Below are 18230 nucleotides of genomic sequence, written 5' to 3' on the forward strand. Positions count from 1 at the left end.
CGTAGATAAAGGCGGACATTTGTCCGCCTTTTTGATTTTGTACGTCTGGTAACCGCAAACCGGGGCTAGAGCGGATCCTCTTCATCTTCTTCGTTGGGGTCTTTTTCCATGGTCAGAGTTAGTCCTGACGAGGTGGTAGAGCCGTCTCCGGTATCATTGTTTGCCAGTTTGATCTTAAGCCGTAGGTTATTGGGAGAATCGGCATTTTTTAGAGCACTCTCTTCATCGATCTTTCCTGCCCGCTCCAGCTTGAACAGCGCACTATCGAATGTTTGCATCCCTAGGTTTTCTGACTTTTCCATGATCTCCTTGATGCTGGAAAAGTCGCCTTTTTGGATCAGCTCTTTAATGGTATGGCTGCCTATCAACACCTCTACTGCTGCGCAGCGCTTACCATCCACTGTAGGCACCAGGCGTTGTGACACAAAGGCTCGCAGGTTGTTGCCTAAATCGTTGAGGAGTTGCGGACGCCTCTCTTCTGGAAAGAAGTTGATGATACGATCAAGGGCTTGGTTGGAGTTGTTAGCGTGCAGGGTGGAGATTGCGAGGTGGCCGGTTTCGGCAAACGCTAAAGCATGTTCCATGGTTTCCCGGTCACGGATCTCACCAATCAGGATGACATCTGGCGCTTGGCGTAAGGTATTTTTAAGAGCTGCGTGAAAACTGCGGGTATCAACGCCGACTTCACGCTGATTAATAATGCTTTTTTTATGCCGGTGAACGTACTCAATAGGGTCTTCGATAGTGATGATATGACCACCAGAATTGCTGTTGCGCAGATCAATCAGCGCCGCAAGAGAGGTTGATTTACCCGAGCCTGTCCCACCAACAAACAGTACCAGACCGCGCTTCACCATAATCACTTCTTTCAATACTTCTGGCAGAGCCAAAGCATCAAATTTGGGGATCTCTGCTTTGATATTTCGGGCGACAATGGATACCTCATTCCGTTGCTTGAATATATTGATCCGAAAACGCCCGATATTGGACAGTGAGATCGCCAGGTTCATCTCAAGCTCGTGATTAAAGATCTCGCGCTGTTCCTCGTCCATGATGCCGTCAGCTATTTTAGCTATCATGCCGGTGGTCAGGGGCTCCCTTGCCAGCGGTTTCAGAACCCCTTCAAACTTCGCGCAGGGGGGCGCACCAGTGCTTAAATACAGGTCGCTGCCATCCTTTGCAGCGAGGATCTTGAGCATTGCATTTATGTTCATCAAATCCATATCGTTTCAATCTCAGTTCTACCGTGTCTTATTAAATGTAGACAGCATGAGAAAAGTCGCCGATAGATCAGAAGGGGATAGGATGGGCTGAAAAATGTGCTTTTAATTTTTTGTGTTGCTGAGGGGGAAGAGGTTACGGCTAATCACTCCCAGTGCGACCCCAAAAATAGCGCCGTAAAGATGTGCTTGAATCGCGATCTGCTCTGGCATCATGTCGTTGCTGCTCTGCAGTGGTCCTAACATCTGTTCCCAACCAATTTTGGCGATTACAAACAGCAGCACAAAGGCGCAAACGGATTGCGGCCAAACAGTTGGATCGCGGCGCAGGTCAGTAAGCGTGAGGATCTGGTTGAAGTACTGCAATCCACCCAGGAAGAGGTTCCGGCACTGGCAGGCGATGTGCGTATCGCAAGCTTTAATGCGTATCTGAATCGCAGTAGCGAAGGGCAGATCCTGGAAGATGCGCTGGCCGGTGATGACCTGCAGATCGCCAATGTTGCCGAAATCATTCAGCGCGTTCGCCCTGATATTCTGCTGCTAAACGAGTTCGACTATATCGCTGACGGTTCAGCCGTAGATGCGCTGAAGCAGAATTACCTAGAGGTGAGCCAGAACGGCGCCGATCCTATCGAATATCCCTACATGTTCCTGGCGGCATCTAATACCGGTATTGCCAGCGGCGTCGACCTGGATAACAACGGTGAAGTCGGTGGTCCGGGTGATGCCTTTGGCTTCGGTGAGTTCCCTGGCCAATACGGCATGGTGATCCTGTCTCGCTACCCGATCCAGACTGAAAACGTACGTACCTTCCAGAACTTCCTGTGGAAAGATATGCCGGATGCGATGCTGCCGGTAGACCCTGAAACAGGTGAGAGCTGGTACAGCGGGGAAGCTTTGGATGTATTCCGTCTTTCCTCTAAGAGCCATTGGGATGTGCCGATTGAAGTAGATGGTGAAGTCATTCACGTGCTGGCCAGCCACCCCACACCGCCAGTTTTTGACGGTGAAGAAGACCGAAACGGCACCCGTAACCACGACGAAACGCGTTTCTGGCGAGACTATGTCGATGCCAGCCTGTCTGACTATATCTATGACGACAATGGCAACACAGGTGGCCTGGGCGAAAGTCAGCGCTTCGTGATTATGGGTGATCTGAATGCCTCGTCGGTGGAAGGGGATGCCACAGGCGATCCTATTAGTCTGCTGACCGAAAGTGCGTATATTGATGGCACCATGGCGCCAATGAGCACGGGTGGCGAACAGAACGATGCAGGCAACGAAAATGCGCCGATGCATACCGCTGACTGGAAGATGCGTGCTGACTACGTGTTGCCGTCTATCTTCGGTTTCGAGATTGAGCATACCGCCGTATTCTGGCCTGGCCGTGCAGACGTGCTGTACCGTCTGGTAGGCCCCGGCGTGACCAGCTCGGATCACGGTTTGGTGTATGTGGATGCGACACTGACTGAGCGCTCTGATAACAGTGGCACGCCTAGCTCTGACAGCGATGATGACGATGACGGCCTGTTCCGTTCAACCGGCTACGGCATGATCCTCTTCGCCATGCTGGCTGGATTCTGTCGCCGAGTGTCTGCTCAGGTTAAGCGTTAATAAACTGAATTCACCGAAGTTAAGCTTTAATGAGAAAAGGGCGCTTCGGCGCCCTTTTTATTGGTTATAAACTGCCTATTTCTTTTTTAGGCTTATATATAGCGCAAGTCTTTCGGTAATATCCGGATTAAAAATATCAGGTATTATTTGATTGCCTGAAGCGACCAACTTGCATTTCATTTTGGCCTGCTTTGGCTGGTATTTTTTGCAGTCATCCATCGCCGCCAAATCCGCTTCTTCCTGAGAGGCCTCGCTTCTGCCTTCGCCAAACTTAAACTTATAACCCGATACCGTCATGGCAAGAGCTTTGTATCCACGGGCCCCTCCATATCGGTAGAATGTGACGGCACTATGAAACTGCATGGCTGCAAGGTCCGGCTCACTTTTTACTGTGTGAAAAACTGAGCCGGTAGTGTTTTGGATGTTCCATTTGCCAAACTTCCAGAAATTCTCTGCGTCTTTTTCGGTTCCAAAGCTCCCTGAATGCATATTTGCAAACTGTTTGTCGTAGTAGACGTAAAATGCCGGAAGTCCGGAAATAAAGAATTTTTGCTTTAGTTCCGGGTAGTCGTTTATCTCTCTCAGGCTGTTAAAACCAACATAGATATGGCGATAGCCAAGATCGAACTGATCAGTCATCCCTTCGAGCATCTTTTGTGAGTTAGCGCAGTAAACACAGCCTTTGCCATCTAATCCCATGAATATATAGAGCGGTGACTTTTCTGACTCCTCATCCAGATGTGCCATCACTTCACCAGGGTTGACCCGGGTGAAAATACCGCTGGTAACTAAGGGGTTAGTTTCTGGCTGGTTGTCTGCTGCGAAGGTTTGAAAAACACAGGATAGAAGTAGGGGGGTAAAGAGAAATCGAATCATTGAAAAGTCCTTTGGGGTGATAACTAATGGCGTTCCTCGCTGCATTAGTGTGGCAAAACATAGTTGAACTTATGTTGTTCTCAGGCAAACAAGATTAAAGATTATCAGTTTAAGTTCAACCGCTAAAACAGATCCTAGTTATTGCTAACCAATACTTACCGTTGTAGCCAAAAATACGTGTAGCGTTTTGTTACGTTTCTTAATCACTCGTTGGGCAGGCTATCGGTATTCTGATCGCGAACCAGATGAGTGATATCGAAGGATTAGAATGAAAACTCTCAGCCTGACATTTTTGGTGCAGATAATGGCCTTACTACTTACCGCCTGCAGTGCCCCACCCAAATTGGATGCACGCATTGAAATCACTGCGGACCAACGCAACTCTGAAACCGATTTTCCAAATTCTGTAAAACCCTTGCTGGAAAAAGAGTGGGCAGATGGTAAGCAGGCGTGTTCTGCTGCGCCTTACAGCGCGATTGATGTCTATCAGCACAGTGCCACCAGTTATATCCTTCGGGTCAACAAGTGCATCAGCTTTGAAGCGCCGTTTGTTTATTTGCTGATAGGTGAAGAGAAAGTGCTAGTGGTGGATACTGGCCCTAGCGATGACACTGATTTATTGCCCCTGTATCAAACGGTTAAACAACTGGTGTCTGAACACTCAGAGGGCGAGTCGAAGCCATGGCTGGTGATTCATTCCCATAGTCATAGCGATCATTATGCTGGAGATGCTCAGTTTGAAGGAGTGTCAGAGGTGACTTTGGTATCTCCCAAAGCTAAACCCATGACCCAGTTCTTTGGTTTTGATAGCTGGCCGCAGGGCGAGGCCAATATCGAGTTGGGGAGTCGGAATCTGGCGGTATTCCCGATACCGGGCCACCAGGAAGAATCCATCGCCATCTATGATCCACAAACCCAGTGGCTGCTGACTGGTGATACCGTTTATCCCGGTTTGATCTATGTAAAGCACTGGCAGGATTATCGCGACAGTGTGCATCGGCTGTATCAGTTCACTCAAACCCATCCAGTCAGCGCTGTATTGGGCGCACATATAGAAATGACCACCACGCCTGGGCTGTACTACCCAATCGGCACCTTGTATCAGCCCAATGAACTACCGCTACCATTAAGTGTTCAAGACCTAGCACTATTAGATAAACAGCTGCAAAGCACAGCGCAGCCGAGTGAAATTACTTTTGACCGCTTTGTTGTCATGCCTATGACTGAGTTGCAGATACAGCTAAGCAATAGCGCCCGGCTGCTGAGTCAGTGACCTTGTGAGATTGTGTTCGATAAAAAATTAGCAAGTCGTTGCTACTGAATTTCTTTGAGTAGAGTTAAGGAGATACTCAATTTTTGACTATGCTTTTTGCAAGAGTCTGTCTCTTAACTTAAATCCCGATAAAAGGTGAAGCAATGAATAAAGTACTTTCAATATTGATAGCTATGGTTCTTGTGGGATGTTCTGCAAAAGGTTCAAACCCCTCAGAGCAGCGAGCGGAGATTCAAAAAATGAATCAGGAAGTTATCAGCGCCGTATACAAACAGGAACCTGCGGCGAAGAAACTTATGGGTTCTGCTGCGGGTTACGCTACTTTTTCAAATGCTCAAGTCAACGTGATTTTTGTCGCTGGTGGTGGTGGCTACGGCATGGCTAAAAACAATTCGACTGGGAAAGTCACCTATATGGAGATGGGCGAGGGCGGTATTGGCCTTGGCCTAGGCGCTAAGGATTACCGAGTGTTGTTTGTTTTCCATACTCAGAAAGCCTTGAACTCATTTATTGATGATGGCTGGGTTTTTGGTGGTGAAGCTGATGCCGCAGCAAAGACTAAAGATAAGGGGGGCGAAGCCAGCGGTGGTGCAAAATTTGGTGATGTTACCGTGTACCAGCTGACAGAGGCGGGATTAGCAATTCAGGCTACGGCAAAAGGCGCAAAATACTGGAAAAGTGATGAGTTAAATTAGGGGCACTATTTGTCCTGTTTTATGCGACGACTTAGCCTCGCTTAATCGGTTGAGGTTAAGTCGTTGAATATAGATGTCAGAGTTATGTTTTGTGATTGCGCTCGTTAATTGATCTGCATCAATTGATTTAGATCAAGAGCTCCACCTGTTAGCCGCTAGATAATTTCATCGAAATAACAACAAGTGGTTAACACGATGAAAACAAAAATAGCGTCTTCTGTTCTCTGCGGTTTAGTTCTCATGTCCCCTCTTGCGGCACAAGCTCACCAGGCGGGAGACTGGTTAGTACGCGGCGGTATCATTAATGTCTCACCTGATGATAGTTCCGGTAATGTCTATGTCGATGGCTTGGGGTCAACCGATATGGGGATCGGGGTAGATGATGATACCCAGATCGGTCTTAACTTCGCCTATATGTTTACCGACAATATTGCCGTTGAACTGCTGGCGGCAACGCCATTTACCCATGATGTTGATCTGGAAAAGTCGCAGTTAGGGTTGGGCGATGGCAAGCTGGCTGAAGTCAGTCATCTACCACCGACGCTTTCTGTGCAGTATTTCTTTGGTACTAGCGAGTCGGTGTTCCGCCCTTATGTGGGGGTCGGCCTCAACTACACCGTATTCTTCGATGAAGAGTTTAGTGGCAGTCGTAAAGAGCAGGGGTTCAGCGACTTGGATCTGGATAGCTCTTTCGGTTGGTCGGCACAGCTGGGCGCTGATTATTCGATCAATAAAGATTGGTTCGTCAATGCGCAGGTGCGCTATATCGATATCAGTACGGATGCCGACTTTAAAGTGGGCGGCGCTAAAAGCAGTGTGAGTGTCGACATTGACCCTTGGGTTTATATGGCCAGTGTCGGTTATCGATTCTAATGGGCGAATACAGAGTAAAAGAGCGGGCTGGTTAGCCCGTTTTTTGTTGTGATCACCCATTGAAGCTAAGGCGCGATATAGGGCAGGTTGATGGTAAAGGCCACGCCGCTACCGAGTTTGCTATCGCAACGAATCGTGCCGCCAAGGTTTTGCGTTACCAGGTTATACACGATATTCAGGCCTAAGCCGGTGCCGCCTTGGTTGCGTTGGGTGGTAAAAAAGGGATCAAAAATATGCGGTAGATCCTGTGGTGAAATACCTTGGCCGCTGTCTTGATAGGTGACAATCACCCAGCTTTCCGCCGCTTCGACATCGACCCTGATCTCGCCCTTGTCCTTAGGGTGAAACCCGTGTTTATAGGAGTTGGTCATTAGGTTCGAGATCACTTGCCATACGATCCCCGGATAGCTGGTGATCTTCAGACTCTTATCGCAGTTAAGGTGGGTGGTGACATCAAAGCGCTTAAACTGTGGTCCTAAACTGACAAAGACGTCTGAGATCGCTTTCTGAAGTAGAAGTTCCTGTTTATGTTCCTGGTGTTGATCTGCGGCTACCTGTTTAAAGGTCTGTACCAATTGTGCTGCCCTATGCAGGTTATTTAGGGTGAGGTTAAGCGCATGGTGGCCATCGTTAAAGTAGTGATCCAAGTCGCTACGCTTCAGTTCTCCATTTGCCAGTTTGCGTTGCTGTATCTCAGTTTTTTCCAGCACCATGGAGGATGCCGTGATCGCTACGCCTAGCGGTGTATTGATCTCATGGGCAACACCTGCCACTAAGTTACCCAGCGCTGCCATCTTTTCACTTTCAATCAGCTGTTTTTGTGTTTGCTGCAGGGTGTCGTAGGCTCGTTTTAATTCTCGCTGTTGAGTGCGCTCATTACTGACGATACTGGTGTAGTCATTGAACCATTGCACCAGTTGGTTGATCTCCTGAATGGAGTATTGGGTGGTAATGGGATGCATTGATTCGCTATTGGGTTTGGCTTCGGTGACGGTGCGTATTGGTAAAATGATCCGGCGCGCAATATAGAGCATCGCCAGTATCATCAGCAGTAGAGAAAAAGCGATACAACCTATGGTGAGCTGGCTGATAAGGCGCGCGTTGGTCTGCAGGCGAGACTGCGGTATGACACCTATCGTACGCCAGCCCATATTGGTGATCTCTGTTTCTAAGTGGCGCTCTAGTGGCTCGGATGCGTTGAAGAGCGTGGCTTGAAAGCGGGCAGTGTCATCGCTTGCTGCTGTGTTCAGAGCTAATGTTTGGCCAATTTTGGATTGTGATGGGTGATAGATGATCCGGTTTTTCTGATCGACAATGATGTGGTACATCCAGTCTTGGTTTTGCGAGTGGGTGTAATCATAGAGTGCGCTGATCGAGAACTTCAGTACCAGAAAACCAACGGTTTGGTAGGCCACCAACTGTTCATCAAACTCTTTTAGCGAATAGAGTGCGGGTAAGACTAAGCCGTAGGGAGACTGGATATGTGTGTTGTGCTCAATTCCCGGCCAGCACAGTACCTGCTCGCGCTGCTGACATTGCTGCAACCAATTCGTAAACAGCGCGGTGTCGTAGGTGCCGTCAGCGGCAACGTCACCTACGCCGAATATCGAATCATCGGTGATGATTTCAACCGCAAGCAGATCATTGGCGCGGATCATTGAGCTGAGCTCCGCTTCGATTCTTGACTGCAGTTTGAGTTTTTCGATACGGCTTAACTCTGTTTGCTGTTGTGTTCGCAGCAATAGCTCTGCTACCGCGTCATTTTGGGCAATGCGGTTAGCGAGCCTTTCGGTATTGGTTGCCATTAATGCAACAGAAGCGGCACGTTCTTCAATCAGTTCTTGAGTCAGTGTTTCTGCTTGTTGGGTTAGCCCATTGACGGAGAGCTGGTAAGTGACACCGCCTAGTACAATTAAAGGCAGCAAGGTTGCGACCGCCATATAGGTAAGTAACCTGTTTTGCAGTCGGTTGAACCAGGCTGGCCCTGAGATCATCGTGTTACAGTTCCGTTGTGGTGATCAGTTTGACGTCAACTAACACGCTATCTTTTACCTTTTGCTTATTCAATAAGCTTACAACGGTTTGCACGCCCACATACCCCTGCTGGAAAGCCTGTTGATCAATGGTGGCAACCATTAACCCTTGTTCTATGGCCGAGCGGGCGTCGGGCACATTGTCATACCCAGCAATCTTTATCTGTTGCAGATTGTTTTCCTGCAGGTAAAGAGCCGCGCCCAGAGCCATCATGTCATTGGCACAGAACACCAGAGACAGATCCGGATGCAGCGCATGCACCCTTTTTATCACTGCGTAGGCCTGATCAAGGTGCCAGTTTGCCTGTTCCGAGGCGACGACGGTGATCTGCTCTGCTTCGTCGAATGCTTGGCGGGCGCCGTCTCTCCGCTGACGGGCGTTTTCGGCGGCGCGGGGGCCTTCAATAATCAGTGCCGAGGCTGCTTGCTCGACGCCACGACTAAGGTACTCGGCCGCCAAGTACCCCCCTTGATGGTTATCCACGGAGACGAATGGGATCGGTTCAAGACCGCTACGCGCCAGCGCATCCTGGTCGATACGGTTATCAATGTTAACCACGCTAATGCCGCTTTGTATCGCCTGCTTGAGTACCGGAATAATGCGAACAGAGTCAGCAGGCGCAATAACAATGGCATCGACACCTAATTTCAGTTGCTGTTCGATAATATCAATTTGTTGTGGCACCAATGTCTCATTGGTGCCTGATTTGACGATCAGCTCAATACCGCTCTCTGCCGCGGCTAGCTCTGCGCCACGTTGTAGCTCAATATAAAACGGATTCACCAACGACTTCATTACCAGTAGCACCCGAAAGGGTTTGGCTTTCTCGGTTGTGGGTGAAGGAGGCGTTGGCGCTTCATTACATCCAGCTATAACCAAGGCGCAGAAGATGATTGAGACACTAATCATTTGTTTTAACATTGAATACCACCCACAGATTGACTGTCGTAATTCAGCTGTAAGCATAGTTAATCGGCTGTCATAAGGGGAACTAAGTTGATCATCCCTGGCGAGAAGAGGGGGAAGTGAGAGCCAGCAGTATTTGGTGAGGCTATAAGAGGGGGAGTCACCGGGTTAGCGGAACTTATGGTCAGGTATATTAGCGAAAAAAACGGGCCACTATCTGGCCCGTTCATTCTGTAGCTATATAGCGAACACTGCTAATTACAGTGAAAAGCCGCGATACGAGACGCCGACAAAATACTCACTGCCAGGGGTGTTGTAGCCCAGCACATTTTGGTAGGTTTCATCGAACAGGTTGTTGGCTTTCGCCCGTATGGTCCAGCTCGGCGTGACATAATATGCTAGAGCGATATTGACTAGCTGATAGTCATCTAAACGCTGCCCGGCATCGCTACGCTCACCGTGATACTCATACTGGCCTAACAGCTCAAAATCTTGCCAATCATAACTCACCTGATAACTGGCTGTTTTCCGAGCGCGACGAATTAATTGTGAGCCTGTGGCCTGATCTTCTGCATCAACGTAGCTCAAGGTGGCTCGGTGATCGAGTCCGGCTGTACTGAAGTTAACAGTGGATTCTCCGCCGGTGATCTTCACTTCGTTGATGTTCTCTGGACTGCAGTTCCAGAATTCGTCACAGACCCATTCGATGAGGTCGTCTATCTCTGTGTAGTAGAGACTGGCGGTCACTTTGATGCCGGCATAGCTTGAACGCAGCAAGAGTTCATAACTGTCGGCAGTTTCAGAGGTTAGATCTGGATTGCCTTTCGAACCAAATGACTCCGGATAATAAAGATCATTAAAAGTCGGTGCCTTGAAGCTGTGCCCTGCATTGAGCGCTACCAGCAGTTTGTCTGTCACGTTATAGCCGATGCTGGCATTGTAAGTGGTTTCTGAGTCGATATTTTCGACATCATCGTAGCGAATGGCTGCTTCTGCGATCCACTTTTGATCTTGAAACAGGGCGTTGCCAAAGATCGCCGATACGTCGCGGGAATCTTCCTCATAGTCGGTGTTGGCGTTGATATCTTCGCGATAAAAATCAACACCGGCAGAAACCGTGAACGGGTTGTATAGCTGATAGTGGTTAACCCAGCTTACTTGCTTACGACGTGTTTCAAAGAAGTCGCCGTCGCCTTTGGCAATACCGTTGCCATAGTTCTTGTTGTAATCCCGAGTTTGGGAGAAGGCGAAGGTACTTAGCCATTGTTCTGTTTGGTAATTACCTCGCAGTTGCCAAAGGTAATTATCGTAATCATTCTTGTTGGCACCGTAGCTGTTGTCATAGTCGTTGCTGCCATCATCAACCTGGCCTATCCAGTCAACGACGATCTGCTCGTTGACGCGATAATCACCGCGGATCGCGGCAGATAAGCGATCGTAACCGTCGTCGTCAAACTCTGTATCTTCACGGGCATCAAAGCCACGGCTATCTTCGGCGCTCAGGCTGATGGTGGTGGTACCAGCATCGTAGCCAACACCTATCTGACCATCACCGCTGACGTATGAGTCGCTGCCGGTTTCGGCACCTAACTGATATTCACCTGCACTCATGCGACGGGTAAAAATATTGATCACGCCGCCAATCGCATCGGATCCCCACATCGAGGCTCTTGGCCCTTTCACCACCTCGACACGTTCGATCTGTGCCATGGGCAAGTTCTCGATCGCTTTGTTGCCAAGGGTAGCGGAACCACTGCGAACGCCATCGATCAGGATCAGAGTTTGGTCAGAGCCGGTACCGCGGGTAAACAACGAGGTTTGTTGACCTGCGCCCCCTTGCCGGGCAACGTCCAAACCGGCGACAGTGGCTAATAGATCGGCCAGTGATTTTGGTTGCAGCTTGTCTATCTCATCACGGGTGATCACTTCGACCGAGGCCATCACCTGATCCACATTTTGTGGTGTTCGACTGGCGGTGACTATGATGTGTTCAACGGGTTGTTCGTCCGTTGGCAGCACTTCGTCTGCCACCGCATGATTGCTGATAATACCGCCCAGTGTTAGCAGACAAACCTGGTACCAAGGGGTTTTGTTTGTTGTGGTTCGAAACGTGTTGTGCATTGTTTTCCTCATAAATGACGCCCTCCGCGTCAGGTTCAATGTGTAACGGCTTACCTGCCGCAAAATAGCTTGGGTCGGTTCCGGACTCTGTGATCATCGATCTCAGTTACCGTTGCGGGGGCAGTGCCGGATTTTCACCGGCTTCCCGAATGACATCAGTGGCTGAAACTGTGTCGCCCAAACCTGTTGTTTAACCGATTTTCTAATCGATTGAATTCTTCTCTTTATTCGTCGCCTTTTACTGTGTAACGGCTGCGTGCCGTCATCAGTGATTCACACAGCTTGTGCATGCCATCCAGCGCACGAGGTGAGAAGCGATGCAAAAGATCAGCATCAATACCATAGATCTGTTGATGTTTTACGGCTGGCAGTTCCTGCCAAGCTTGCCAATCGAAATCGGTCGCGCTGTTACTGCCGTGATCATCTGGGTGCACGATCACCTGGGCTTCGCTCAGTAGAACTTGCTCTAAGCTGACTTGCGGGTAGGCTGTTTTCGCCTCGGCCATTACATTGACACCGCCACAATGGTCGATCATTTGATGGATCCAGCTCTGTTTCGACACGCTCATTAACGGGGTGCCCCATAGCTGATAGAACACCTTGATTGGCGGTTGGTTTTTGTAGGCTCGTCTTAGTCCCAGCATGCGTTGGCGGTAGGCGGTCGCCGCTGCATGCGCTTGCTCTTGATAGCCAAGCATCTCGCCAAGCTGCTCCATTTCGTTGGCAACCTCTTCCAGCTTGCTCGGTTCGCTGTGGTAGATGGGATAACCCATACGCTTGAGTTGTTCGATATCACCGGGCTGATTTCCACCTTGCCATACCACGATGAGATCGGGCTTTAGTTCTATCACCCGATCGAGCTGTATGCCGTGATAGCCACCAATACGAGGGATCGATAATGCATCTTCCGGGTAATCTGCATACTCTGTTGTGGCGATGATCTTATCGCCGGCACCGATGGCATAGAGCATCTCAACTGCGTGGGGAGACAGGGCGATAATGCGCTGTGGCGTCGCGGCATAGGCGGTGAGTGAAAATGTGGAGATGGCCAATAGAGCCAGTGTTGTTTTTATCATCTGTTCGTTCCCTGAAGGCTTGGTGTGTCAATGGAAAGGAAGCTGTTGAACCGGGTTAAATCTAAATGTGTTTCGAAGGCGTCGGCAAGTTTATTAAGTTCCTGGTCGCGCAGTGTATCAACATCTACCGTGGCCAGCGTGTGACCACAAACCCAGGAGAGTACGGCGGCACAGGCGGCTGGGTGATCGAGTAATCCGTGCAGGTAGCTGCCGATGATCTGATTATCCTCATCGATCGCCCCTTCCGGTTGACCATTGAGTGTCATCAGTGGTCTTGAAAGCGCTGCCCCTTGGCTATCACCTGCGTGTATTTCATACCCCTTTACTGCTGCCTGATGTTCGTCGAGTTGCAGCTGCCCTGAGCGGTTTTCCAGGGTTTTAGCTGTCGTCAGGATTGTCTCCAGTTTCAGGTAACCCAAGCCAGCACTCGTTCCTGGGGAACTTTCTATGCCGTTGGGATCTGCAATATGTTGTCCCAACATCTGGAAGCCACCACAGATCCCTAGCACTTTACCGCCGTAGCGCAGGTGTTTATCGATCGCCTTATCCCACCCTTGCTGACGTAAAAAAGCCAGATCGTCACGCACGCATTTGCTGCCGGGTAGGATCACCAGATCTGCCGCAGGCATGGCATCCCCCATTTTTATCCAGATAAGGTCGACGGCAGGGTTTAAGCGCAGGGGATCCAGATCGGTATGGTTACTTATTCTGGGCAACACGGGAACGACAATTCGCAGCTGGGCTTGCTCTTTCAGCTGCGCGGCGTTAATGGCGTCTTCTGCATCCAGTTGCAGATCATGCAGATAGGGGATGACACCGAGTACCGGCTTGCCTGTTTCCTGTTCCAGCCAATCCAGACCCGATTGCAGCAAACTGATATCGCCGCGAAAGCGATTGATAACAAAACCAACGACGCGGGCCTGTTCACTAGGGGATAGCAGGGCCAGCGTTCCGTGGAGGTGGGCGAATACGCCACCACGGTCAATATCGGCAACAATAATCACCGGGCAATCCACCGCTTCGGCAAACCCCATATTGGCGATGTCTCTATCCCGTAGATTGATTTCGGCAGGGCTGCCAGCCCCTTCAACCAGGATCAATTCATACTGCTCAGCCAATCGCTGATATGAACTCAGCACCGCAGACATAGCCACGGTTTTATACTGGTGGTAATCAGTGGCATCCATATCTGCAACCGGATGGCCGTGAATGATCACCTGGGCGCCGATATCCGTATTGGGCTTTAGCAACACCGGGTTAAAGTCGGTATGAGCAGCAAGCTTGCAGGCTTCTGCTTGCAACGCTTGCGCGCGACCTATTTCACCACCATCGGCGGTGACAGCACTGTTGAGCGCCATATTTTGTGGTTTAAATGGCGCGACCTTGACGCCTGCCCGCTGAAACAGGCGACAAAGCCCTGCGACAGTGATGCTTTTGCCTGCGTCCGATGTCGTCCCCTGCACCATCAGTGTTGGGGCTGGGGCAGAGAAGGATTGTCTGGTGGTCAAAGCCTAACTCCCCATGCCTGCGCTGCGGCGACGTAAAATAATCAGGAAAAACAGGCTACCGAGTGCCGAGGTGATAACGCCGACAGGCAGTTCTTGCCCCGGTAGCAGTTTACGCGCCAGCACATCGATCCAAACCATAAATAGTCCCCCGGCCAAGCAAGTGGCTAGCAGGCTGCGCAGTACATTAACGCCTAGTAACATGCGTACCAGGTGAGGGATCATCAGGCCGACAAAGGCGATGCCACCGCAATAGGCCACCAGTGTGGCAGTGATTAAGGAGCTGAGCAGCAACATCACCACGCGCAGGCGGGCGACATTGACACCTAAGGTTCGTGCGCTCTCTTCGCCCGCTAAAATGGCGTTTAACTGCCGGCTGAAGCCGATAAAAAGCAGTAAGCAGCTGCTGGTGACAACGACCGGCAGCCATATATTATCCCAGCTGGCGCGGGTAAAACTGCCTAAGGTCCAAAACAGCACCGATGCGGTGGCCTGAGGATCGCTGGTGTAGAGTGCCAAGCTGGTCATGGCACTGAGCATAAATGAGGTGGCCACGCCCGCCAGTAGCATGCGCTCCACTTGTCCCGGACCGGAGCGACTGCTCATCGCCATCACTAAGATAACGGCCAGAGCACTGCCACAAAAGGCCCCCAAGGGGAGACCGATGCCATGGCCTATACCTAGAACAGCAATGACGATCACTGCCCCCAGCGAAGCCCCAGAAGAGATGCCGAATAGGTAGGGGTCAGCTAACGGGTTACGAGTGACGGTTTGTAATACCGCTCCAGACAGTGCTAGCCCCGCGCCGGCAACAAAGGCCAAAATGACCCGAGGTAAGCGAATATCGATAACGATACGCTGTTTGATCGCGCTGACATCACAACTGCCCCCCAAATGATGGCACAGAGCATGCCACACATCTGCTGCATCGATCTGGGCAGCGCCGAAGCTGGCTGCGAACAGCGGTGTTGCTAATGCAAATAGCAGTAGCGCCATTATTACCAACCAGCGAAAGGCGGGCCGTTGCCATAACTGCTCAGGCATGGTCACCTCCCGGTGGCTTATTGTTTGCGGTTAAGTAGCCATAGTGGTAGGTAATGCGCGGGTGACCATGGTCCGGGTGTTGATCGATACTGCTGCAGACTCCAAATACCTCACCGAGCATGCGTTCGGTTAATATTTCGTCAGGGGTTCCTTGGCCAATCAGTTTGCCCTGATCGATCAACAACAGCTGATCACAAAAGGCGCTGGCCAAATTCAGATCGTGGATCGATGCGATCACAGTGATGCCCAAGTGTTTGGCTAGCTCCAATACCTGAATTTGATAACGCACATCGAGATGATTGGTTGGTTCGTCCATCAGCAACAGCTTAGGACGCTGCACAATAGCGCGGGCGATCAGCGCGCGCTGTTTCTCGCCCCCAGACAGATGTTCAAAGGGCTGCTGTGCTAATGCCGTTAAACCCACCTGTTCAATGGCATCATCGACCAGTTGCAGATCATGGTGGCTATCCAATGCAAATGCGGCTTTATGGGGAGTTAACCCCATCCGTACCACATCACGCAATCGCAAGCCGAAGTTACCGGTGGTTTCTTGCAGTACCACAGCCACTTGCTGCGCAACGGTGCGCGCCGAGTGCTGCCATAAATTCTGACCGTTAAGGCGTACTTGACCGCTGGATGGTTTATTTACTCTATATAGACATCGTAGCAAGCTGGATTTGCCTGCGCCATTTGGCCCGATCAAGCCAACAAATGTGCCACGGCTAATCTGGAAATCTATCTGTTGCAGAATATGGCGACCATCAGCTTGCCAGCCAAGGGCGTCCACCTGCACCAGCGGTTGCTCTTGATTGGGCATCAGTGGTATCGCCTGTGATGCTGAGGTCGATACAGATGTTTAGCTTGGATATGCGCCACATTGCTTCCATTATTGAGCGCGGATTTTTAGGCGGGTTGACCGGAATTGAAAGCTATAGATCTGGTTCCGGTAAACACTGCCCTGAGTAACCCGCTCAGGTGTTATCACGCTATTGCGTGATACAAGGTTCAGTTTTAACGGATGGCAGGTCTCCTGGCTCACAGCTTCTGACTGCACGCCTTCCCAACCCTTGGAGGTCAGTGGCGAGTGTGCAGCGTTCTGTTTACAGTTGCGGGTACAGCCGCGGTTTTGCACCGCGTTCCCTTTTAAGCCTGTATGGCACCATCGTTACCGCTGTGGTTATCGATCGCTTACTTAGCCACAACGAATTGGTGGCGAGATTATCCGGCATATTGCTGGAGACAACAAGTTATTAACAGGTATGAACCGTGTGCTGACTCAGTGTTGCCACTGTAAGCCAACGACAGCGCCATTCTCATAATATCCGGTGCGCACCGGATGCAGTGGTTTAGCGGCCAGGCCTTGTAACAAAATAGCCAAAACCGAACCATGGGTGACGACAACTATGGCTTGATTCACATGAGGCTTGACGATTTCAGCGAGAGTATTTTGGCTACGTTGCCAGACCTCTCTGACACTTTCGCCGCCGAGCGGAGCAGCATCGGGAGAGCCATCCACATGCAGATTACATAGTGCTAACTGATGATGATCCATATCGGTCAGCTGCATCCCTTGCAGTGGGCCAAAATGGCGCTCTCTGAGTCCGCTGAGCGTGGTCAAGGGCAGTTTATGTTGCGCAGCTATGCATTGAGCGGTATGACTGCAGCGGGCTAAGTCACTGCTATACACTGCAGCTAAACAGGTGGTTTTCAGCAGCTCAGCAGCTTGTTTTGCTTGCTGTTTGCCGCGCTGAGTCAAGGGGCTGTCTAAGTGACCTTGCAGTCGATGTGTTTGGTTCCATGTTGTCTCACCGTGCCGCACCAAGTAGATATCTGTCGTTGCCATGAGTAAGCACTGACCCCCTGTCAGGTATTTGGTAACAGCATCCACGCCAGCCAAGCACTCATACTGATGCTTGCTACTATCGTAGACAAAAGCACAGCGGCTGCCACTTCAGCTTCGCTTTGCTGATGCTGGTGGGCGAAGGCGTAAGCATTGACTCCGACCGGCGTTGCTGCCAGTAGCACGGCAACAGCACCGTCTAAAAAATCGAGCTGCCATAGGAAAGTTACCGACCACCATACCAGTACCGGCATTAAGCCGACTTTGAGCAAGCTCATAATTAGCACCCGTGGTCCGAGTCCTGTTAGGGAGTATTTGCTGATAGCGATCCCTAATACCAACAAGGAGCAGGGGATCGCGGCGTCCCCAAGCCAGCTAAGAAGTTGCTGAATTGGTTTTGGTAGCATCAGCCCCATGCCGTTGGCAACAAACCCCAACAGCAAAGAAGCGACTAAGGGGGTGGTGAGGGTCTTCCTCAGTGCACGAAAAAACAGTCGCCAATGAGCCGTGTTGCTTCGTCCTAGCTCCAGAGCGATACCGCTGATGGTAAATAGCAACGCACTGTGAAAGGCGATGATCATAAATGCCGGCGCCATACCGGGTTCACCAAATACAGCTAATACCGCAGGGATCCCTATCAGTACGTTGTTGGAGTAGGTTGACCCCAGCGCCACACAGGCGCGTTGTGGATGACTTAGGCGATAGCCACAGGCAAACCAGGCGATGGTGAAGATGATGAATTGGGGCAGGTAATAGCTGGCAAACAGTCCCCATGGAATGGACGAAGGCCACTGGGTATGCAAGCTTCCGTTAAATAGTAAGGCGGGCACCAGCAGATTAAAGGTGAGCGCAGCGATCCCTTTGTAATGGTGCTCGGCAAAACCTGCAAAACGTCCGAGACAGCCGCCAATCAATATCATCAGAAAGACGGGCAGTAATATGGTGAAAACGGGTGCCATGATGCCAGTGGGTTACGAAGTGATGACATTACTTTAGGGCGGATCTCATTTAAGAACAATGAATTAGGCTTCTCTTAGGTTGTCTTTCGCTATTTATTGGCTGTGGCTAAAAAAAGAGCGAAATAGATCACACCTTGAACCAATAATCATACTGGTAGTGCCATGGCCTCACTTTTTTCTCATAAGGTAGTCAG

At 50.4% G+C, this 18230-nt stretch carries 15 protein-coding genes and 2 riboswitches; of the genes, 4 read left to right on the plus strand and 11 right to left on the minus strand.

The features are described from left to right. Positions 1–65: 65 nt before the first annotated feature. On the minus strand, positions 66–1214 hold the full coding sequence (locus DU002_RS04740; protein WP_199405163.1) for a PilT/PilU family type 4a pilus ATPase: 1149 nt from the start codon (positions 1212–1214) through the stop codon (positions 66–68). A 306-nt stretch (positions 1215–1520) separates the two neighbouring features. On the opposite strand from DU002_RS04740, the gene DU002_RS04750 reads away from it, so the two are divergent. After that, complete coding sequence (locus tag DU002_RS04750) at positions 1521–2834, plus strand: endonuclease/exonuclease/phosphatase family protein (RefSeq protein WP_114337210.1); 1314 nt, start codon at positions 1521–1523, stop codon at positions 2832–2834. Between the two features lie 75 nt (positions 2835–2909). Here the strand turns inward: DU002_RS04750 and DU002_RS04755 are convergent, their stop codons facing one another. Next, on the minus strand, positions 2910–3710 hold the full coding sequence (locus DU002_RS04755) for a hypothetical protein (protein WP_114337211.1): 801 nt from the start codon (positions 3708–3710) through the stop codon (positions 2910–2912). Positions 3711–3978: 268 nt separating this feature from the next. Between DU002_RS04755 and DU002_RS04760 the strand changes: the two genes are divergently transcribed. From DU002_RS04760 to DU002_RS04770, 3 genes are all read left to right on the plus strand, one after another. After that, positions 3979–4983, plus strand: coding sequence for an MBL fold metallo-hydrolase (locus DU002_RS04760; RefSeq protein ID WP_114337212.1), 1005 nt, complete (start codon positions 3979–3981; stop codon positions 4981–4983). A 143-nt stretch (positions 4984–5126) separates the two neighbouring features. Then, positions 5127–5678, plus strand: coding sequence for a lipid-binding SYLF domain-containing protein (locus DU002_RS04765; RefSeq protein WP_114337213.1), 552 nt, complete (start codon positions 5127–5129; stop codon positions 5676–5678). Between the two features lie 195 nt (positions 5679–5873). Then, positions 5874–6551 carry an OmpW family outer membrane protein gene (locus DU002_RS04770; RefSeq protein ID WP_114337214.1) on the plus strand — a complete coding sequence of 226 codons (678 nt, stop codon included), beginning with the start codon at positions 5874–5876 and terminating at the stop codon, positions 6549–6551. A 65-nt stretch (positions 6552–6616) separates the two neighbouring features. Here the strand turns inward: DU002_RS04770 and DU002_RS04775 are convergent, their stop codons facing one another. From DU002_RS04775 to DU002_RS04815, 9 genes are all read right to left on the minus strand, one after another. After that, entirely contained in the window at positions 6617–8545 is a 1929-nt protein-coding gene (locus tag DU002_RS04775; protein WP_114337215.1) for a sensor histidine kinase, read from the minus strand. A 4-nt stretch (positions 8546–8549) separates the two neighbouring features. Then, positions 8550–9506 (minus strand): substrate-binding domain-containing protein, encoded by a 957-nt coding sequence (locus DU002_RS04780; RefSeq protein WP_158537965.1) that lies wholly within the window; start codon positions 9504–9506, stop codon positions 8550–8552. 243 nt (positions 9507–9749) lie between these two features. Next, on the minus strand, positions 9750–11612 hold the full coding sequence (locus tag DU002_RS04785; protein WP_158537966.1) for a TonB-dependent receptor domain-containing protein: 1863 nt from the start codon (positions 11610–11612) through the stop codon (positions 9750–9752). A gap of 55 nt (positions 11613–11667) precedes the next feature. Then, positions 11668–11808: riboswitch (cobalamin riboswitch) on the minus strand. Between the two features lie 28 nt (positions 11809–11836). Continuing rightward, positions 11837–12688 (minus strand): cobalamin-binding protein, encoded by an 852-nt coding sequence (locus DU002_RS04790; protein WP_114337218.1) that lies wholly within the window; start codon positions 12686–12688, stop codon positions 11837–11839. Continuing rightward, positions 12685–14154: a cobyric acid synthase gene (locus tag DU002_RS04795; protein WP_114337389.1), complete on the minus strand. Its 1470-nt coding sequence runs from the start codon at positions 14152–14154 to the stop codon at positions 12685–12687. Before DU002_RS04795 ends, DU002_RS04790 begins: the two co-directional genes overlap by 4 nt. Before the next feature lie 45 nt (positions 14155–14199). After that, positions 14200–15237, minus strand: a complete 1038-nt coding sequence (locus DU002_RS04800; protein ID WP_114337219.1) for a FecCD family ABC transporter permease — start codon at positions 15235–15237, stop codon at positions 14200–14202. Then, positions 15230–16054, minus strand: coding sequence for an ABC transporter ATP-binding protein (locus DU002_RS04805; protein WP_114337220.1), 825 nt, complete (start codon positions 16052–16054; stop codon positions 15230–15232). Before DU002_RS04805 ends, DU002_RS04800 begins: the two co-directional genes overlap by 8 nt. A gap of 186 nt (positions 16055–16240) precedes the next feature. Then, positions 16241–16416: riboswitch (cobalamin riboswitch) on the minus strand. A 97-nt stretch (positions 16417–16513) separates the two neighbouring features. Next, entirely contained in the window at positions 16514–17080 is a 567-nt protein-coding gene (locus tag DU002_RS04810) for a histidine phosphatase family protein (RefSeq protein WP_114337221.1), read from the minus strand. Positions 17081–17100: 20 nt separating this feature from the next. Further along, positions 17101–18036 carry an AEC family transporter gene (locus tag DU002_RS04815; protein WP_114337222.1) on the minus strand — a complete coding sequence of 312 codons (936 nt, stop codon included), beginning with the start codon at positions 18034–18036 and terminating at the stop codon, positions 17101–17103. Positions 18037–18230 lie beyond the last annotated feature (194 nt).

The organism is Corallincola holothuriorum (assembly GCF_003336225.1).
Taxonomy (GTDB): Bacteria; Pseudomonadota; Gammaproteobacteria; order Enterobacterales; family Neiellaceae; genus Corallincola; species Corallincola holothuriorum.